Origin of the sequence: Chlorogloeopsis sp. ULAP01 (assembly GCF_030381805.1) — a bacterium.
Classification (GTDB): domain Bacteria; phylum Cyanobacteriota; class Cyanobacteriia; order Cyanobacteriales; family Nostocaceae; genus Chlorogloeopsis.
The window spans coordinates 240,556-258,503 of sequence record NZ_JAUDRH010000004.1 but is presented as its reverse complement, the minus strand read 5'-3'; the positions used below and the strand labels follow the sequence as shown (position 1 = coordinate 258,503).

14 protein-coding genes are annotated in these 17,948 nt (G+C 42.4%); 11 read left to right on the top strand and 3 right to left on the bottom strand.

Going from position 1 to position 17,948, the window contains the following annotated elements:
* Positions 1-604 precede the first annotated feature (604 nt).
* Complete coding sequence (locus QUB80_RS09730) at positions 605-2,410, top strand: serine/threonine-protein kinase (RefSeq protein ID WP_289789298.1); 1,806 nt, start codon at positions 605-607, stop codon at positions 2,408-2,410.
* Positions 2,411-2,507: 97 nt separating this feature from the next.
* Positions 2,508-3,401, top strand: coding sequence for an SDH family Clp fold serine proteinase (locus tag QUB80_RS09725; RefSeq protein WP_289789297.1), 894 nt, complete (start codon positions 2,508-2,510; stop codon positions 3,399-3,401).
* 110 nt (positions 3,402-3,511) lie between these two features.
* Here QUB80_RS09725 and QUB80_RS09720 read toward each other — a convergent pair whose 3' ends face one another.
* Positions 3,512-4,303 (bottom strand): peptidoglycan-binding domain-containing protein, encoded by a 792-nt coding sequence (locus tag QUB80_RS09720; RefSeq protein WP_289789482.1) that lies wholly within the window; start codon positions 4,301-4,303, stop codon positions 3,512-3,514.
* Positions 4,304-4,547: 244 nt separating this feature from the next.
* On the opposite strand from QUB80_RS09720, the gene QUB80_RS09715 reads away from it, so the two are divergent.
* From QUB80_RS09715 to QUB80_RS09685, 7 genes are all read left to right on the top strand, one after another.
* Positions 4,548-6,005 (top strand): hypothetical protein, encoded by a 1,458-nt coding sequence (locus QUB80_RS09715; RefSeq protein WP_289789296.1) that lies wholly within the window; start codon positions 4,548-4,550, stop codon positions 6,003-6,005.
* Between the two features lie 304 nt (positions 6,006-6,309).
* The gene (rimP, locus tag QUB80_RS09710) at positions 6,310-6,771 is read left to right on the top strand and encodes a ribosome maturation factor RimP (protein WP_289789295.1); all 462 of its coding nucleotides are present in this window, start codon (positions 6,310-6,312) and stop codon (positions 6,769-6,771) included.
* A 191-nt stretch (positions 6,772-6,962) separates the two neighbouring features.
* Positions 6,963-8,276 (top strand): transcription termination factor NusA, encoded by a 1,314-nt coding sequence (gene nusA, locus QUB80_RS09705; RefSeq protein ID WP_289789481.1) that lies wholly within the window; start codon positions 6,963-6,965, stop codon positions 8,274-8,276.
* Positions 8,277-8,340: 64 nt separating this feature from the next.
* The gene (locus QUB80_RS09700) at positions 8,341-8,616 is read left to right on the top strand and encodes a YlxR family protein (protein WP_289789294.1); all 276 of its coding nucleotides are present in this window, start codon (positions 8,341-8,343) and stop codon (positions 8,614-8,616) included.
* Between the two features lie 422 nt (positions 8,617-9,038).
* Positions 9,039-12,146, top strand: a complete 3,108-nt coding sequence (gene infB / locus QUB80_RS09695; RefSeq protein ID WP_289789293.1) for a translation initiation factor IF-2 — start codon at positions 9,039-9,041, stop codon at positions 12,144-12,146.
* A gap of 683 nt (positions 12,147-12,829) precedes the next feature.
* Positions 12,830-13,027, top strand: coding sequence for a hypothetical protein (locus tag QUB80_RS09690; protein ID WP_289789292.1), 198 nt, complete (start codon positions 12,830-12,832; stop codon positions 13,025-13,027).
* 706 nt (positions 13,028-13,733) lie between these two features.
* Positions 13,734-14,462 (top strand): peptidylprolyl isomerase, encoded by a 729-nt coding sequence (locus tag QUB80_RS09685; protein WP_289789291.1) that lies wholly within the window; start codon positions 13,734-13,736, stop codon positions 14,460-14,462.
* A 158-nt stretch (positions 14,463-14,620) separates the two neighbouring features.
* Here the strand turns inward: QUB80_RS09685 and QUB80_RS09680 are convergent, their stop codons facing one another.
* Positions 14,621-14,794, bottom strand: coding sequence for a hypothetical protein (locus QUB80_RS09680; RefSeq protein WP_289789290.1), 174 nt, complete (start codon positions 14,792-14,794; stop codon positions 14,621-14,623).
* A 21-nt stretch (positions 14,795-14,815) separates the two neighbouring features.
* Positions 14,816-16,237, bottom strand: coding sequence for a serine/threonine protein kinase (locus QUB80_RS09675; RefSeq protein WP_289789289.1), 1,422 nt, complete (start codon positions 16,235-16,237; stop codon positions 14,816-14,818).
* 63 nt (positions 16,238-16,300) lie between these two features.
* Here QUB80_RS09675 and cbiT point away from each other — a divergent pair, with 63 nt between their 5' ends.
* Entirely contained in the window at positions 16,301-16,903 is a 603-nt protein-coding gene (gene cbiT, locus QUB80_RS09670; RefSeq protein ID WP_289789288.1) for a precorrin-6Y C5,15-methyltransferase subunit CbiT, read from the top strand.
* 129 nt (positions 16,904-17,032) lie between these two features.
* A complete protein-coding gene (locus QUB80_RS09665; protein ID WP_276751088.1) occupies positions 17,033-17,917 on the top strand; it encodes a phosphatidate cytidylyltransferase in 885 nt (294 codons plus the stop codon).
* The last annotated feature ends 31 nt before the right edge of the window (positions 17,918-17,948 follow it).

Here is a 17,948-nt window from a genome sequence, read left to right as displayed (position 1 = left end):
TGAGTCGAGAACTAGATACACACTTGTTGGGAATGATTCCAGAAATTTTTAATAAAATTATTAAAAATTTTAAAAACACGATGGAGCATTAATTAAATATGAGCCTGTATTCAGTCTGAGATAAAATTTCAAAAAATCATTATTTTAAATAATTAATTAAGATTTTTTCATATCTTTATTCCTGAGTCTTCTCTATTTCCAGAGACTAGTTTAAGTCTGATCACAACTATTTATAAACAAATCTACAAACTTTTACAGGTTATGTCCGATAAAAATTAGTTTTCTGTTAGTTGAGAAATAGTGGCTCCACTTAATGCATGAGTTTGGTTACCAAAAGAACTAATTCAGCAATCATATTTCATTTATAAAAATTAAAAACAAAGATTCCCGACTACTTTAAAAAGTTGAGGATCATTGTTCTTATGTTGCCATGAACAATAAAACTATAGTGACAATTTGAAATTTAGCGTTATGCTGTAGCATATAACACAATTTCAATTCTCTAAAGGTTAGCCCTACTACAAGCGCGTAGCATAACATCTTTCTACCCAACTCTATTGTGTTGTCGTGTCAAAATAAATATCAGATTTGAAAATTAATACTAATGGTCTGGCATCCGGGACAGCGGTTATTCGGAGGACGCTACATTCTCGAAAGAAGATTAGGCGAAGGCGGAATTGGTCTTACTTATCTCGCCAAAAATGAACATGGCGAATTACGAGTGATTAAAACTCTTAAAGAAGAAATTCTTAATAACCCCGCCTGGAAACCACACCGAGACAAATTAAGGCTAGATTTTCGAGATGAAGCCGTTAGGTTGGCCGTATGTCGCCATCCCCATATAGTGCAGATCGAAAATATCTTCGATGAAGGAAATATGCCCTGCATAGTGATGGAGTACATCGAAGGAGAAGATTTAGGTAAGCGCTTGCGGAGGGTAGGAGTATTATCGGAATCAGAAGCACTGCTATATATCCGGCAAATTAGTGAGGCTGTAACAATAATTCATCGAAAAGGTTTGTTACATAGAGACATTAAGCCGCGCAACATTATGATCCGTAGTGGCAAATCAGAAGCAGTCTTAATTGATTTTGGCATTGCCAGAGAATTTATTCCTAATGTGATCCAAAAACATACGGTTTATCGCACTCCTGGTTTCGCTCCTCCCGAACAGTATGAATTGGAAGCACCACGAGGAGAATACATAGATGTTTACGGTTTAGCCGCAACACTATACAGCTTAGTGACAGGAGTAGTACCAACTAGTGCGGAAGAAAGACGTCACAGTACTTCTTTAGAACCCCCGCAACACTATAATCCCCACCTAAGCAACAGAGTAAATTATCTGATCATGCGCGGTATGGAATTACAGCCAAAATATCGCCCGCAAACCGTGCAAGAATGGTTAGCTTTGATGAGTTCTCAAGGTGACGAGCATTTAAATTCCACACCGCCTACACAAACCATAACTACAAACACACTATCTCGAACAACTGTTTTAACAGGTCAAGTAGAGTGGCAGTGCGTATATACCCTCAGAGGTCACGCCAGCATGGTTCAATCTGTCACAATTAGTAGTGATGCACAACTACTGGCTAGTGGCAGTTCTGACAATACTATTAAACTGTGGCAACTGGCGACAGGAAAATTACTACGTACTCTTGGCCGTTGGTTTTCTGGTCATTCTGGTATGGTTCATACTGTTGCCTTTAGCCCTGATGGGGAACTTCTTGCAACTGGTAGTTGGGATGAGACTATTAAACTGTGGTTGATCAGTTCTGGCAAAGAAGTCCGTACATTTAAAGGTCATACTAACTGTATTAATTCTGTTGTTTTTAGTCCTGATGGGAAACTGCTAGCTAGTGGTAGCGCCGACTGTACAGTTAAAGTATGGCAAGTTATATCAGGAAGAGAAATTTCCACTCTTATCGGTCATGCCGACTCTATTTGGTCTGTGGCTTGGAGTCCAAACGGTCTGATTTTGGCTAGTGGTAGTTCTGACTACACCATCAAACTGTGGCAAGTAAGTACAGGCAGAGAAATTAACACTCTTACAGGTCATTCTTTTTTTGTGAATGCGATCGCCTTTAGTCCAGATGGAGAAATTCTCGCCAGTGGTAGTAGCGATTCTACAATTAAACTATGGGATGTGAATACAGGCAGAGAAATCCGAACCCTTACAGGACATTTCAACTCGGTGTGGTCAGTTGCTTTTAGCCCAGACGGAGAATTGCTGGCTAGTGGCAGTTGGGATCAAACCATCAAAATTTGGCATATCAGTACAGGGAGAGAAATTTTTACTCTTACTGGTCACTCTAACTATGTTAGATCTGTTGCCTTTAGCCCTAATAGACGAACTTTAGCCAGTGGCAGTGATGATGACACCATCAAAATATGGCAATGTAGATGATTGTCTTTCTTAGGGTTTGCTTCTTCAGATAGACTTATAGATTCTGAATAATTGGGAAAATAATGACGGCAAACCGTTATTTTTAAACACAATTTTTATGAGCTTCGGTATTGGTGATTTATTCTGGATTTTTCTTCTGCTTTCTTCCTTACAACCGCTTTGGCAAAGACGTCAGATTGAGTATCGCCGCTTTCGTAGCATTCAAGAATTTCAACAGCAACGCAAAAGTCGGGTCATTTTGCTCATTCATCGTCAAGAATCCATTAGTTTACTAGGAATTCCCCTCTCGCGGTACATCACCATAGAAGATTCAGAACAAATTCTGCGGGCGATTCGCCTCACCCCACCAGAAATCCCGATTGACTTAATTTTGCATACTCCTGGTGGTTTGGTCTTAGCCACTGAACAAATTGCTAGGGCATTAATTCGTCATCCTTCTAAAGTCACAGTGTTTGTACCTCACTATGCAATGAGTGGCGGTACTATGCTTGCCCTTGCTGCCGATGAAATTGTTATGGATGCCAATGCTGTCTTAGGTCCAGTTGATCCTCAACTAGGCAACTTTCCAGCCGCCAGTATTCTCAAGGTTGCAGAACAAAAGCCTATTAGTGAAGTTGATGACCAAACCCTGATTATGGCAGATCTATCACGCAAAGCCATTCAGCAGGTACAACGTTTTGTGCGAACTCTGTTAAAGGACTGTACACCTAAACAGAAAATTAAGCCAGAAAATATTGAAAATATTGTTGAAGCTCTAACAACAGGACGTGTTACCCACGACTATCCTATTACCGTTGAGGAAGCAACAGAAATGGGGCTGCCCGTAACGGTTGGACTGCCCCGAATTGTTTACGACCTGATGGAGTTGTACCCGCAACCACAAGGCGGACGCCCGACAGTACAGTACATCCCCATGCCTTATGATGACCGTCGTCCATTGCTACCAGTTCCCAAAGGCAGACCGTTAGAAGAACCAAATCAGAGAACTTAACAAACTTAGGCGATCGCTCTTGCTGAGACGAACTGTCAAGTGGTTGTGAGTTGGTGGAGAGAATCTAGTGTTCAATCTTAACCACCGCGTCATTTAAGCTTTGATAAATTTTAAGGAGTTGCCGTTGGCGTTGCAGTTGGTGTTGCAGTTGGTGTTGCCGTTGGCGTTGCAGTTGGTGTTGCAGTTGGTGTTGCAGTTGGTGTTGCAGTTGGCGTTGCAGTTGGTGTTGCAGTTGGCGATGCCGTTGGAGTTGCCGTTGGTTTGGCTGTCGGTGTTGCAGTTGGCGATGCCGTCGGAGTTGCCGTTGGTTTGGTTGTCGGTGTTGCAGTTGGCGATGCCGTCGGAGTTGCCGTTGGTTTGGCTGTCGGTGTTGCAGTTGGCGCTGCCGTCGGTGTCGGTGTAGATGCGGGAGCTGCGGCAGGTTTTTGAAGAAGTTCTCTAACCTCTTTGTCAAGTCTCTGCCTTAACGCTAAGTCGGCAATTCCTGTTTCTTGCAGTCCTAATTTTTTTTGATACTGCTTCACTGCTGCTTCGGTTTGAGGGCCGTAGAATTGATTCCTGGGAAGCGGAGGATTTGGCTTTAGCACCGCATTCAAGTTTGCCTGTAGAATCTCAACTATGTTGGCTGCAAAGTCTTGAGTTTTTGCTCCTGCAATACCGTCAGTAGGTTGTAATTTATAGCCTTTTTGAAATTCCTGAATCGCTTGTTTCGCGTCTGCATTCGTTAAAGGTGCATTTGACACTGGAATTTTATAACCAAGTCCATGCAAGACAGCGCGGAATTCCTGGGGAGTATAGTTACGCGCTCGGACAGCAATAGCAGAGTCTGCGATCGCTACACTAGCTGTTACCAGACAAACAACTGCCACATTCACGCTTGATTTTCCAAACTCACACCACATGGTTAACACTCCTTCAGAGAAAATCACCAAAATATCAATAATAAACAGATGCATTTTAAATTTATTTAACATCTGTTTTATTGATTATTAATGATTTTTGATTCATTTTGCTAATACTCAGTTAAAATTAGCTGACCTCTTATATTATGTATAGTCATCTATCTCTAGTGGTAATTTTTATACCACATAATTAAATTTATTTATAAGTAATTATTTGGCTAAAATTTTTGCCAGTAAAGAAATAATGGTTAACCCAAAATCACCGAAGCAGTCTTACTTATGGATTGAGAGACTCATGGCAATTATTGCCACCATAAACTTAGGCTTAGTTTTGTTTAATTTAAGTTACGTTCCTTGGCGAGATTTTTACTTGCGACATCTACCTCAGTTAACTCGCATATACGATCCAATTAAAGGTATTGAATCTCACAGAGAAACTGAAAAATATCTCAGAACAGTTAATGAATTACAGGAGGTAGTAAATAAGACAGGATTAAATTCACCAGAGGCAAAAGCGCGACTAGAAGAATTGAGCCGCCTGAGCACAGAGATGATCGATGATAATCCGTTTGCCGTAGCAGGAAAAAGTGGCACCCTAGAAAAAATCAAAAATAGAATGCGCGATCGCCTTAGGCAAGAATCTGCCAAGCAAGCCTTTGCCACTTTTTGGAGCCAGAATTATTTATTGCAAAATGGTTGGACAAAAGAATTTAATTTTTTTAATCGGCAAATTCGACCTTTAATAGCCACTAACTACTTTCGGCAAATCGGAGAAAATGGCGAATTTATTGATTATTTTTGGATAATTGACTTACCATTCGTATTTATCTTTGCTATTGATTTAGCCGTTCGCAGTTACTATATCAAACGCCGCTATCTTGGTTTTAGCTGGTTAAATGCAATTTTATGGCGCTGGTATGACTTACTTTTTTTGCTACCGTTTTGGCGGTGGTTGCGAATGATACCAGTTTTAGTTCGTCTTGACAAAGCAAAATTGCTAAATTTACAACCACTAAGACAGCAAATTCATTTGGGTGTTGTGACAAGTTTTGCCGAGGAAATCACAGAAATAGTTGTCGTCAGAGTAATTAACCAAATTCAAGGCTCTATTCAAACTGGTGAGTTTGTACGCTGGCTCCTACAAAAAGAAAACTTGCGCCCCTATATAGATATTAATAATGTCAATGAAATGGAAGCGATCGCTACTCTTGTGATACAAACGATTGTTTACCAAGTTCTTCCCAAAATTCAGCCAGAAATAATTGCCATTTTGCGTCACAACATAATTGGGGCTTTCAATCATTCTCCCATCATCCATAACCTGCAAAACTTGCCTGGGCTGACACAGGTAGAAATCCAGTTAAGCGAGCAACTGGCAACCCAATTAACTACTAACCTCTACAATGCGCTAGTTACTGCTGTAGAAGATCCCGTTGGAGCCAAATTAACAACTCAGCTAGTACAACGTTTCAGCGAAGCCTTAGGAACAGAAATACAGAAAAAACAAGTACTGTCAGAATTACAAAGCTTGCTTGTAGACTTTTTGGAAGAAATCAAGCTTAACTATGTAAAACGTTTATCTCAAGAAGATTTCGAGAAAATATTAGAACAAACCAGGCAACTGAGAACTTATGCTCCATCTCAATCAGTTGTTGTCAAAGGCTCTACCTTACTAGTGCAGCAAGAAGGGATTAGGGACTAGGGACTAGGAGCACCAGCAGCAATACTCAATCACCAGTCCCCAGTACCCAATCCCTAATCACCTGTACCTAGTCCCCAATTCCCGATCCCCAATCTACAGGTGTACAATTTAACCAAAATGTACTAGTCTAAATTTCTATCGGAGGATAGAGAAAAAAGAAACTCTTTCTTGCTTCTCGCCCTTAAAAAAATGCGCTAAACTCGAAAGGAAGGCGAATCAAAATTGGTTCGCAAAAAGACTTCTTGGAAGATATCCCTATCGCAGGAAGTGGGTCGGTACCCACTTTTTTTGTTGGAATCGTTGCATGACTCATCCTTTAGTACCACAAATTGTAGATTTGGCTACACCAGTAGCGGAAGAACTGGGGTTGGAAGTTGTTGGAGTAATTTTTCATACAAACCAACGTCCACCAGTTTTGCGGGTAGATATTCGTAACCCTCATCAGGATACTGGTTTGGATGATTGCGAGCGGATGAGCCGTGCTTTAGAAGCTACATTAGATGCGGCTGAGGTCATTCCAGATACCTACGTCTTAGAAGTGTCAAGTCCCGGTATTTCCCGTCAACTAACTACAGACCGAGAGTTTGTTTCCTTTAAGGGATTTCCTGTGCTCGTTTCCACTTCCCCACCCTATGAAGGACAACAAGAGTGGACTGGCCAGTTGATCCGCCGAGATGAAACGTCAGTTTACCTAAATCAAAAAGGCCGCGCGATCGCGATCCCCCGCGTCCAAATTACCAAAGTGCGGCTGGATGATCGTCGATAAAAAAGACTAGGGACTAGAGGCTAGGGACTAGAGGCTAGGAAGAGGACAAGGAGCAGAAAAGACAAGGAGATAAGGGGATAAGACGTGAGTCACAATCCTTCCCCTTGTCCTCGTGTCCCAGAATCCCCGTGTCCTCCAGTCCCTATTCCTCAGTCCCTAATCCCTATTTGTAAAGGAGATTGCTTATGTCAATGGTAAGTTTACCTGGATTGAAAGAGTTAATAGAAAATATAAGCCGGGAGCGTAATTTACCCAAAATTGCAGTGCAAGCAGCCATTAGAGAAGCACTACTTAAAGGATACGAACGTTATCGTCGTGCTCAAAATTTAGATAGAAAGCACTTTGACGAAGATTACTTCGATAATTTTGATGTGCAGCTAGACGTTGACGAAGAAGGCTTTCGAGTCGTTGCCACCAAAACTATAGTTGAAGAAATTAATAATAACGATCATGAAATTGCCCTACAACAAGTTCAAGAAATGGGAGGAGAAGAAGCACAGTTAGGGCAGGAAGTAGTGCTTGATGTCACCCCAGATCAAGGGGAATTTGGACGAATGGCAGCAATGCAAACCAAGCAAGTCTTGGCACAAAAACTGCGGGATCAGCAACGACAATTGATTCAAGAAGAGTTTCAGGATTTAGAAGGAACAGTTCTGCAAGCAAGAGTTCTGCGGTTTGAGCGGCAATCGGTGATTATGGCTGTCAACAGTGGCTTTGGTCAGCCTGAAGTAGAAGCTGAATTACCCAAGCGCGAACAATTGCCCAACGATAATTATCGTATCGGTGCTACGTTCAAGGTTTATTTGAAAAAAGTTTCTCAAGGTCAGCAAAGAGGGCCGCAATTATTGGTATCTCGTGCTGATGCTGGTTTAGTAGTTTATTTATTTGCTAACGAAGTACCAGAAATCGAAGACGAAGTTGTCAGGATTGTGGCAGTGGCGCGGGAAGCTAACCCCCCATCCCGCCACGTTGGGCCTCGAACTAAAATTGCTGTAGATACCCTTGATCGCGATGTAGATCCAGTCGGTGCTTGTATTGGCGCTAGGGGATCGCGAATTCAAGTCGTAGTTAACGAATTACGGGGTGAAAAAATTGATGTAATTCGCTGGTCGCCAGATCCTGCAACTTACATCGCCAATGCCCTCAGTCCAGCACGAGTAGACGAAGTGCGCTTGATGGATCCAGAAACTAGGCAAACTCATGTACTTGTGGCGGAAGACCAACTCAGTTTAGCCATTGGTAAAGAAGGGCAAAATGTTCGTCTGGCGGCTCGCTTAACTGGTTGGAAAATTGATATCAAAGATAAAGCTAAATACGATCATCTAGCCGAAGACACCAAGTTTGCAGAGGCAAGAGCCAAGTATAAAGCCGAAGATATAGATGATGTTGCCGATATAGATGATGTTGATGATGATGATATTTATGAAGAAGAATTAGAGAATGAAAATCAAGAAGATCTAGAGAACGAACTAGAAGACGAAAACTATGATCGCGACGAGGAGTAATTAAAATAATTACAAATTAAAAATTTTTAACATCTAGATCTGGGTAGACAAGACTTTCAAATCAATGAAACCAAACCATAGGCGTTGCTTGAGTTGTCGCAAAGTGGGTTTAAAAAATGAGTTTTGGCGGATTGTCCGCGTCTTTGAGTCTGGACAGGTACAATTAGATGAGGGCATGGGGCGTTCTGCCTATATTTGCCCAAATCCGAACTGTCTCAGTGCAGCTCAGAAAAAAAATAGACTAGGACGCTCGCTACGTGCATCAGTGCCAGAAACACTGTATCAGACATTGTGGCAACGCTTAGTTCAAAGCAATTTTCAAAATCAAATTGAGTTTTAACCGCCATTTGGCGGTTATCTCCAGAGGAATTGTGCCGACAGCCGCCACCCCAGCGCTATCGCCACACCCTCTGTTACGCTAGAAATTAGTGCCAAAATAGTAAAGGGGTGTCAGGCAAGTCGCTCTTAAATATCTAAAGGAGCGAAGCGACACTCATCACAAGAATTACGCTTAATGTGTTGTGGAAGACTCAGAATCAGCAAAACAAAAAACTAAAAAATTGCAATCTGGTAGCGCCCACGCGCAGTCCGGCGTCAACCATCATCTCTGGTGGCGATGCCAGCATTAAACCGAAACATCTCTCTTTCCTGATTGGAGGCACCGGCAACAAAACGGCAACCTAAACACAGTAATCAAAGGATGGAGATGTCGCACTAGCTGGCACCCATCCGTTAAAACTGTAAATTATAGGGGAAGAGTGGATGAACAACGGCAAAGTTAGAATCTACGAATTATCAAAGGAATTGAATTTGGATAACAAAGAGCTATTAGCAATTTGCGACCAGCTCAATATTGCGGTCAAAAGCCATAGCAGCACGATTACAGAATCCGAAGCGGAACGTATCCGTTCCCAAGCAGAAAAACTGGCAGCTACACATGTGATGCCAAAAAAAGATCATCACGGTACAACCAGTCATAAACAAAGTACACTACAAATAAACTCACGCAACCGTCCTGCTGCATCTCAAAAACAAGAATTGTTAGAAATTCGCAAACCAAAACCACCCAAAAACACTCCTGCCAACGCATCTGAAGCGTCGGCTGCTACCAATAATCAAGCCGCTCTTTCTGAGCTTAATCCACCACCTCCAAGACCCTTCGCTCCTTCACCTGTCTCGTCAATGAAGCCGACGGCACCAACTCGACCTGTACCCCGGAATCAGTCTGAGACCTCACAAATAACAGCTGTGACAGACGCGGATAACACCCCCAAGACAACCCAGCCAGGGGAAAAAATTGCAGCGGAAAAACCAGAAACGCCTTCCCCTGCACCTCAAAAACCGAAACAGGAAAAACCCCAAAAACCACAACTGTCAGCTCCACCTGCAAGACCTGTTGCAGAAAAACCGGAATCGGCCGCTCAAACCAGTCAGCCAGAAAAACCGATCCTCAAACGCGATCGGGATAAAGGTGGCAAGGGTAAGGCACAGACACCTGTCGGTGTGGAAGCTGGACAGACACAGCAGCCACCGAAACCGTCACGTCCTACTTCACCACAGCCGAAATCTGATCGCAAAGAAGGCAGACCCAGTTCTCCACAAGGAGAAGGTCAAAAAACCAGAGTTCCGGCCCGTCCTCCTCAGGCACCCATGGCACCGACGCCACCCAAACCCATGCCTGTGGGAGCCACAAAGGCGCAGATAGTACAAGAGTCAGAGGAAGAGGAAACAGAAGTAACCGAAATCATCGAACTCAAGCGTCCAGCCCCACCTCGTCAAACTAAATCTGGGAAGAAATGGGAAGAAGAAGAGATTGACGAAGTCAAAGAGTCAGCGAAAGCTGGCAAGCTAGGCGCTAAAGGCAAACGCCTCAAGCCCATTGTCGATGATTTTGAGGACGAAGATTTCCTTGATGAAGAACTGGAGACAGCAGAATCTACCATTCAGATCAGTAATGCGATCGTTCGTCCGCCTAAACCTAAAGCTGCTAGACCAGCACAACCTGTTGCTCCAGCTCCAGCAGCTAGACCGAAAAAGCCAGCCGCAGCCACCCGTGAGCAGCAACGTCGCCCACAAGAACAAAAGCGTGAGCGTCCAGAAAAGCTGATCGTCACAGGTACGATGACTGTGCAAGAGTTGGCTGACGCCTTGGCGGTTGCCGACACTGAGATTGTGAAGATTCTGTTCCTCAAAGGCATGGCGGTGAGTATCACTCAAAACCTTGATATTCCCACAATTACTCTGATTGCAAAAGAGCTAGAAGTAGAGGTAGAAACCCAAGAACCAGAAGCAGAAGCTCGCAAAGTCACGGAAATGCTGGATGTGGCAGACTTGGAAAACCTCCATCGACGTCCGCCAGTAGTGACAATTATGGGTCACGTAGACCACGGTAAAACCACCCTACTTGACTCGATTCGCAACACCAAAGTAGCAGCTGGTGAAGCTGGTGGAATTACTCAGCACATCGGTGCTTACCACGTAGATGTTGAACATGATGGCAAAATCCAGCAAGTAGTATTTTTGGATACACCAGGTCACGAAGCGTTCACAGCTATGCGGGCGCGGGGAGCACGGGTGACAGATCTTGCTATTTTGGTAGTAGCTGCCGATGATGGGGTTCGTCCGCAGACAGTGGAAGCAATCAGCCACGCCCAAGCCGCAGAAGTGCCAATTGTCGTAGCAATTAACAAAATCGATAAAGAAGGCGCTCAACCTGATCGGGTGAAGCAAGAATTAACCCAGTATGGTCTGACTCCAGAAGAGTGGGGCGGCGAAACAATTATGGTTCCCGTCAGTGCTATCAAAGGTGAGAACCTAGATACTTTGTTAGAGATGATTTTGCTGGTAGCAGAAGTAGAAGAACTATCTGCCAACCCAGATCGTCGTGCGAAGGGAACGGTGATTGAAGCCCACTTAGATAAAGCAAAAGGTGCAGTTGCTACTCTGTTAGTACAGAATGGCACCCTGCACGTAGGTGATATCTTAGTGGCTGGTTCGGTGTTTGGAAAAGTCCGAGCAATGGTGGACGACAGAGGTGCCAGAGTAGAAGTGGCTTCTCCTTCTTTTGCTGTTGAGGTACTAGGTTTAAGTGATGTGCCTGCGGCTGGAGATGAATTTGAGGTCTTCCACAACGAGAAAGAAGCACGAGCACTTGCTACTGAAAGGGCCGAAAAACAACGTCAATCCCGCCTCATGCAGGGACGCGTGACTTTGGCTGCCATCTCCGCTCAAGCCCAAGAAGGCGAGTTGAAAGAACTCAACTTAATCCTGAAGGGAGACGTACAGGGATCGGTAGAAGCGATTGTGGGATCACTCAAGCAAATTCCGCAAAACGAAGTGCAAATCCGCTTGTTGTTAGCTGCCGCCGGGGAAATTACCCAAACGGATATTGACTTGGCTGCTGCCAGTGGAGCTGTCATCATCGGTTTCAATACTACCTACGCCAGTGGTGCCAGACAAGCCGCCGACGAAGCTGGTGTAGATGTACGCGAATACAATATCATCTACAAACTCCTAGAAGACATCCAAGGCGCTTTGGAAGGTCTGTTAGAGCCAGAGTTAGTGGAAGAACCTCTGGGACAAGCAGAAGTCCGTGCTATCTTCCCTGTTGGTCGTGGTGCGGTTGCTGGTTGTTACGTCCAATCTGGCAAGCTGATTCGCAACTGCAAGCTGCGTATTCGGCGTGGTGGCAAGGTAGTCTACGAAGGTATCCTTGATTCGCTCAAGCGTATGAGAGAGGACGCACGCGAAGTTAACGCCGGCTATGAATGCGGTATTGGTGTGGATAAATATAGTGACTGGTCAGAAGGTGACATTATCGAAGCCTACCAGATGGTTACTAAGCGCCGCACCCTCTCGGCTGCTAGATAAATAAAGTAAAAGAGTAGCAGAGTGGGAGAGTATAGTGAATACTTAAACTAATTATTCCCCTATCTCCCTCTCCTTCTACCCTCTTGCTTATTGCTTTATTTAAGTTCTCTGTAATTATCCAAGCTACAAAATAACTAAAGGTTAATCTCCGCAATCTGCTTGCTACTTGTAAATGGTATTTAGTCTGTCTTAAACATAAGGCAGAGGAGTGGAAGTAGGAGGCACAAGGTAAAGACTGTTTTCATTCCCCCGTTAGGTAATTTAATTACATGACTGTCTGATTAGAAATTCTAATTCTAAGTTTTCATAACTGGGGTTAGACTTTATGATTAGTTAGAATCCTGTTTTATATTTAGTAATTTGCTCTATGGGTAGCAAATTTTGTCAGTTTTCTATTTTCTAAATGAAGTGCCTGAGCTTAGTTACAAACTCATTGCAAAATTTCTCAAAAAATATATTGTAGCCAGTTTCAGTAAGCACATCACGAATTTTAGTCACAAATGAAACAGAATTTGCTGCCGTAAAATATTACCTTTAGATCAAGATTTAGCAGAATTTTACGATTGTTACGGGTATGGGGTTTTATTGAATCTTCAAATGATTCGTAAGCTCGCCCCAAATGTAGATCACACAAACAGTGGGTCAATCTGCTGATAAAGCTAAGACTAAAAACTGAGGTAACTATGGCTCGAATTCAAACTTCTAGCGATCGCTCATTCTCTTATGATGCCGATATTTGGAATAGCCTAAAGTGTGCGATCGCCACTAGTTCCGGTTTCCAGCGCTGGTTAGTAGAGCGCGATGTTCAATTTCAAAAGCTTAGTCTGGAACAACAAGTCCAACGGTATTTGCGGGAAACTTTAGAAAATTTAGCCTACTAAAAATCCTTTGGTTGTACTTATCCTTATTTCTTGGATAGGTATTGTGCCAACTCAATCTTTTAGCCTTGCATATAGTGCCAAATTGGCATACAGGAGTCTTGTTTCAAGATTTTGGACTAGCCTATTAATCAATGTTTTTAATCCAAAATCCGAAATTTGTACTGAGCTTGTCGAAGTATCCACGCATTGGTACAAGTGGTGAATACAGATAAAGTCTGTAGTGATTTGCCGTAAACAAACTAAGGCAATTTGTATTCCAAACTTCGTAAATTTGTAGCTTAGGTTTCCTTTCTCAATGAGGGCAAATTAGTTAATTAACTTCAAAATAAGCCTTGCCTTATCATTTTCTACGCTGTACGTGTATATGAGAAAGTAATATGGCAAGGCATAAGGGTAAGTTATAGTGCTTGAAATCACCTGATCAGAATCATTTTTTAGTTGGTGTTACTATAAGCTTAATTGTCTTGCTATTTTTAAATCTTGAAATATTTTATATTTAAGTGAATCTTTGGAATTCCCTTAACAGGGTTAATACTGCTGTTAAGACTTCCAGCTATGGTAGTAAAAGAGCTAAGTAAATTAACATCAATGACTATACAGATTATATCCTTGACCTTTTAGAGAAGTCAGGGATATTATGAAGTGCATTTTCAGTTTAATTTGATTTTTCTACCTACTAATTTTTGAATAGTAGATACGAATTACTATGTATAATTTGCCAAAAATACATATCAGTTCTGAGGAGATTGTTAGTTACCTTAAAAGTGAAATGAGTTTGCGGCAAATATATTACAAGATACTATCTCAAAAACTAATACATTATGTAGCCAAAGAAAGAGGAATAGTTGTCACTACAGAAGAAATTCAAGATGAAGCAGAGCGCCAACGACGCGAGGAGCAATTAGAAAAAGCTGCTGATACGATGGCATGGTTAGCACAGCAATTTATTTGTCCGGATGATTGGGAAGTTGGAATTCGTAATCGACTGTTAGCAAAAAAAGTAGCAGAAACACTTTTTTCTCAAGATGTAGAAAATTTTTTTATTCAAAATCGCTTAGAGTTTGAACAAGTTATTCTCTATCAAATAATTATTGATTGTGAAAAACTGGCTCAAGAAATTTACTATCAAATTGAAGAAGGAGAAATTAGTTTTTATGAAGCCGCTCATTTGTACAATATTGATGAAAATCGTCGGAAAAAGTGTGGTTATGAAGGTAAACTTTATCGTTGCTCACTTCCACCAAATATAACTGCTGTTATCTTTAACGCTACTTCTCAACAACTGATTGGCCCCATTAAAACTGAGCAAGGTTATCATCTATTTATGGTTGAAGAGCTGATATCAGCAGAGCTAACATCGCAAATATATGAAGAAATTTTAAATAATATGTTTCAAAAATGGTTAGCTGCTGAGGTGGAATGTTTGCTGCAATGATAAGTGATTAGGCAAAATTAAAGTTATGGGTGGAGGCAAGGGGATAGGGGAGCCAGCGCGTTGCGAGCAGCGCTCTTGGTAGGGTTTCCAACGGACTGTTCCTACAACGGGGAACAGGGAACAGCAAAAAAAATGTGTAATTAATTTTGTTTAGGTACTTATCTCACCAGAAGATAGGGGCTAGAGAAAAAAGATGTAACGAGAAAATTCTCTTCCCTTCTGCCCTCTGCCTTGAAAGTCACCTCACCCTCTGCCCCTCTCCTTAGCAAGGAGAGGGGTGTCCGACAGGACGGGGTGAGGTTTTTCATGCCTGGCGATAAAACTTGTTTCATTGGGACTGCCTTTTGAAAGCATTACTCTCGTTGTATTGGTACACCCAACCAATTACTTAATTCATTAGCTAGCCATTCGATTTCTAATTCAGATTCAACAGGAGCACCTTTACCACCAATTTGGTACCGATTTACTCCTGCCCAAACAGTTAGTTGGGGTGGAACTTCGATTCTGTTGCCTTGAAAGTCACTAGTAAAAGTTCTTGGTGTATAGACTAGCTTAGTAATTTCTTGTGTTGGTGTGGGCGGAACCCGATTGAATTTCAATCCCAACATTTCAGAAGTAAATGTTATTGAGGAGCGATCTAGGTGCAATCGGATACGCTTTAGTATGGGAGAGAGAATTAAATACACCATATGCAAACCAGCACCCCAAAAAGGTAGTGAGAATAAAGCAAAGGGGATGTTTACAGGAAAAGGAGCAGCTAAAGCATTTATTGTCCAAAACAGGATAAATGAATTCCAGGCGATCGCAAACAAAACCATGAACGCCGTTGAACCTTTAAAACCTGTAGGTGGAATGAGAATTTCTAAAGCATCCGCATTTTTAGTCAACGTAATTTTACTACCAATTGGTTTGGTAACACTTAAAGCAGTGCTATTGATGACTTGGGGGTTTTCTAAAGCCTCCAGTGCTTTTAGGGCAGAAGGCAAACGTCTTTCTAGACTAGGTTCAGTCATCCACTTCAGCCAGTGACTAAAAGCAGGAGTGATGTTTGCTGCTTGTTCAAATTGAATGCGAAAATCCTTTTGGGGTAAATCAGCGGGATGGGTTCCCGTTAGCAAGTAAATTAAAGTAGCCCCTAAGCTGTATAAATCAGAAGCAGGTACAGTGCGCCCGCCAAATTGTTCTGGTGGCATATACCCATAAGTTCCTACCACCGTGACTGTACTGCCTTCGCTTGCTGCCACAGTCTGTACTGAGCCAAAATCTACCAAATAGACTTGCCCAACACTATTACCAGAGCGATCGCTCAACAAAATATTGCTAGGCTTAATATCACGGTGAATTACAGGAGGATTTTGCTCATGCAGGTAAATGAGAATTTCTAAAATTGCTTTGGCTATTTCTTTGACTTCCGCTTCTGTAAAAGTACGTCCAGCTTGTAAATATTGCTCTAAAGATTGGGCAGCTATATAAGTCTGCACCAAAGCAAAACCTTTAAAATTCTGTGTATTTACCTCAAAATAATCTAAGTAGCGCGGAATTGAGGTATGGGACAAAGATTTTAAAGTCTCAGCTTCCCGCTCAAACAGTTTAAGATCATCCCATTCAAAATCACTATTGAAAGATAGCAACTTGACTACAACCAATTCACCAGTCATGCGATCGCGAGCCAAGAACGTCCGTCGCCCAGCCTTTTTACCTAGCTGCTGCTGTACTTCGTAGCGGGAAGCGAAGCTATCGCCATCGGGCAACTCGCCTAAAATTTGACTAGTCATAGTAATTGGTTATAGCGCTACGTTGAAGCCATATCTTTCTTTACTATAACTGTATACAAATATATGCCTTCTCAACTCTGGCCTTACAGTAGTCCTGGCATCCCGGATGATTTATTCGAGCACTTACCAGGAATTCCCTTGAGTCAACGAGAAATTCGACTACTATTGATTGCTCAATTGCGCCTTCAACCCGATACAGTTTTGTGGGACATTGGTGCAGGTACGGGTACTATTCCTGTAGAAGTTGGTTTGTTATGTCCCCAAGGGCGAATTATTGCTGTGGAAAGGGATGAAGAAGTTGCCAACCTAATTCGCCGTAACTGCGATCGCTTTGAAGTCAAAAATGTTGAAGTCATCGAAGGCAGCGCTCCTGATTGCTTGCACGATGTCAAACAAACACCCCAACGCGTTTGCATTGAAGGTGGACGCCCAATTCAGGAAATTTTGCAGACAGTTTGGCATTATTTGCCATCTTCGGGTAGAGTTGTCGCCACAGCTGCTAATCTAGAAAGTCTGTATGCTATTTCTCAGTGTTTTGCTCAGTTGCAAGCGAGAAATATAGAAGTCGTGCAATCTGCGGTTAATCGTTTGGAAACACGCGGTTTTTCTCAAACCCTCGCTGCCGTAGATCCAATTTTTATCCTCAGTGGTGAGAAACTAGACTGAAGCCAAATAAAACACACTAGGGGCTAGGGGCTAGAGGCTAGATAATAGCAGAAAATTCAACTCACAACTCCCTAATCCCTAGTCCCCCCTAGTCCCCAATCCCCAGTACCTTGTCCCTAGTCCCCAGTTATGCCTTGGTCTCGAATTTTCAGTGGAATTATAGCAATTACTGTTGCACTATTGGCAACAGTTTTAGGCGGATGGTATTTTACCATCGTATTTGCCGTGATTATATTTTTAGGTCAAAACGAATACTTTGGTTTGGTGAAAGCCAAAGGCATAGCTCCTGCTGCAAAAACCACTATTGTTGTTAGTCAAGTTCTGTTAGTTATCTGTACGCTGGATGGCAATTTAGCTGATGCCGTTATGCCTGTGGCGGGTACATTCATTTGTTTTTATCTATTATTTCAGCCCAAAATGGCGACGATCGCCGATATTTCCGCTTCAATTTTGGGGCTATTTTACACTGGTTATTTACCAAGTTACTGGGTAAGGTTGCGAGCGATTAATAGTACAGTTGTCAGTAACCTTCCTTTGGGAGGTTATTGGCCTTCAAATTGGGCTGATGTTCTCCAACATAAACACACAACTTCTTTGCCAAATGGTTTGACAGCAACATTGCTAACTTTTGCCTGTATCTGGGGAGCTGATATTGGTGCTTATATTATTGGTAAATTCTTTGGTAAAACCCCTTTATCTGATATCAGTCCGAAAAAAACCGTTGAGGGTGCTGTCTTCGGTGTTTTTGCCAGCATTATGATCGCTTTTGCTGGAGCTTACTACTTTAATTGGCCTCAATACCCAATCACCGGTTTAACATTAGGTTTATTGATTGGCATTGCTAGCCTGTTGGGCGATCTCACCGAGTCTATGCTCAAGCGGGATGCTGGAGTCAAAGATTCAGGGCAATTAATTCCCGGACACGGCGGTATATTAGACCGTACCGATAGTTATATTTTTACGGCTCCTTTAGTTTTCTATTTTGTCACTCTCCTGTTGCCGCTACTGGTTTAGTAGTCTGCCATGCAAATTATGAAAGGTTATA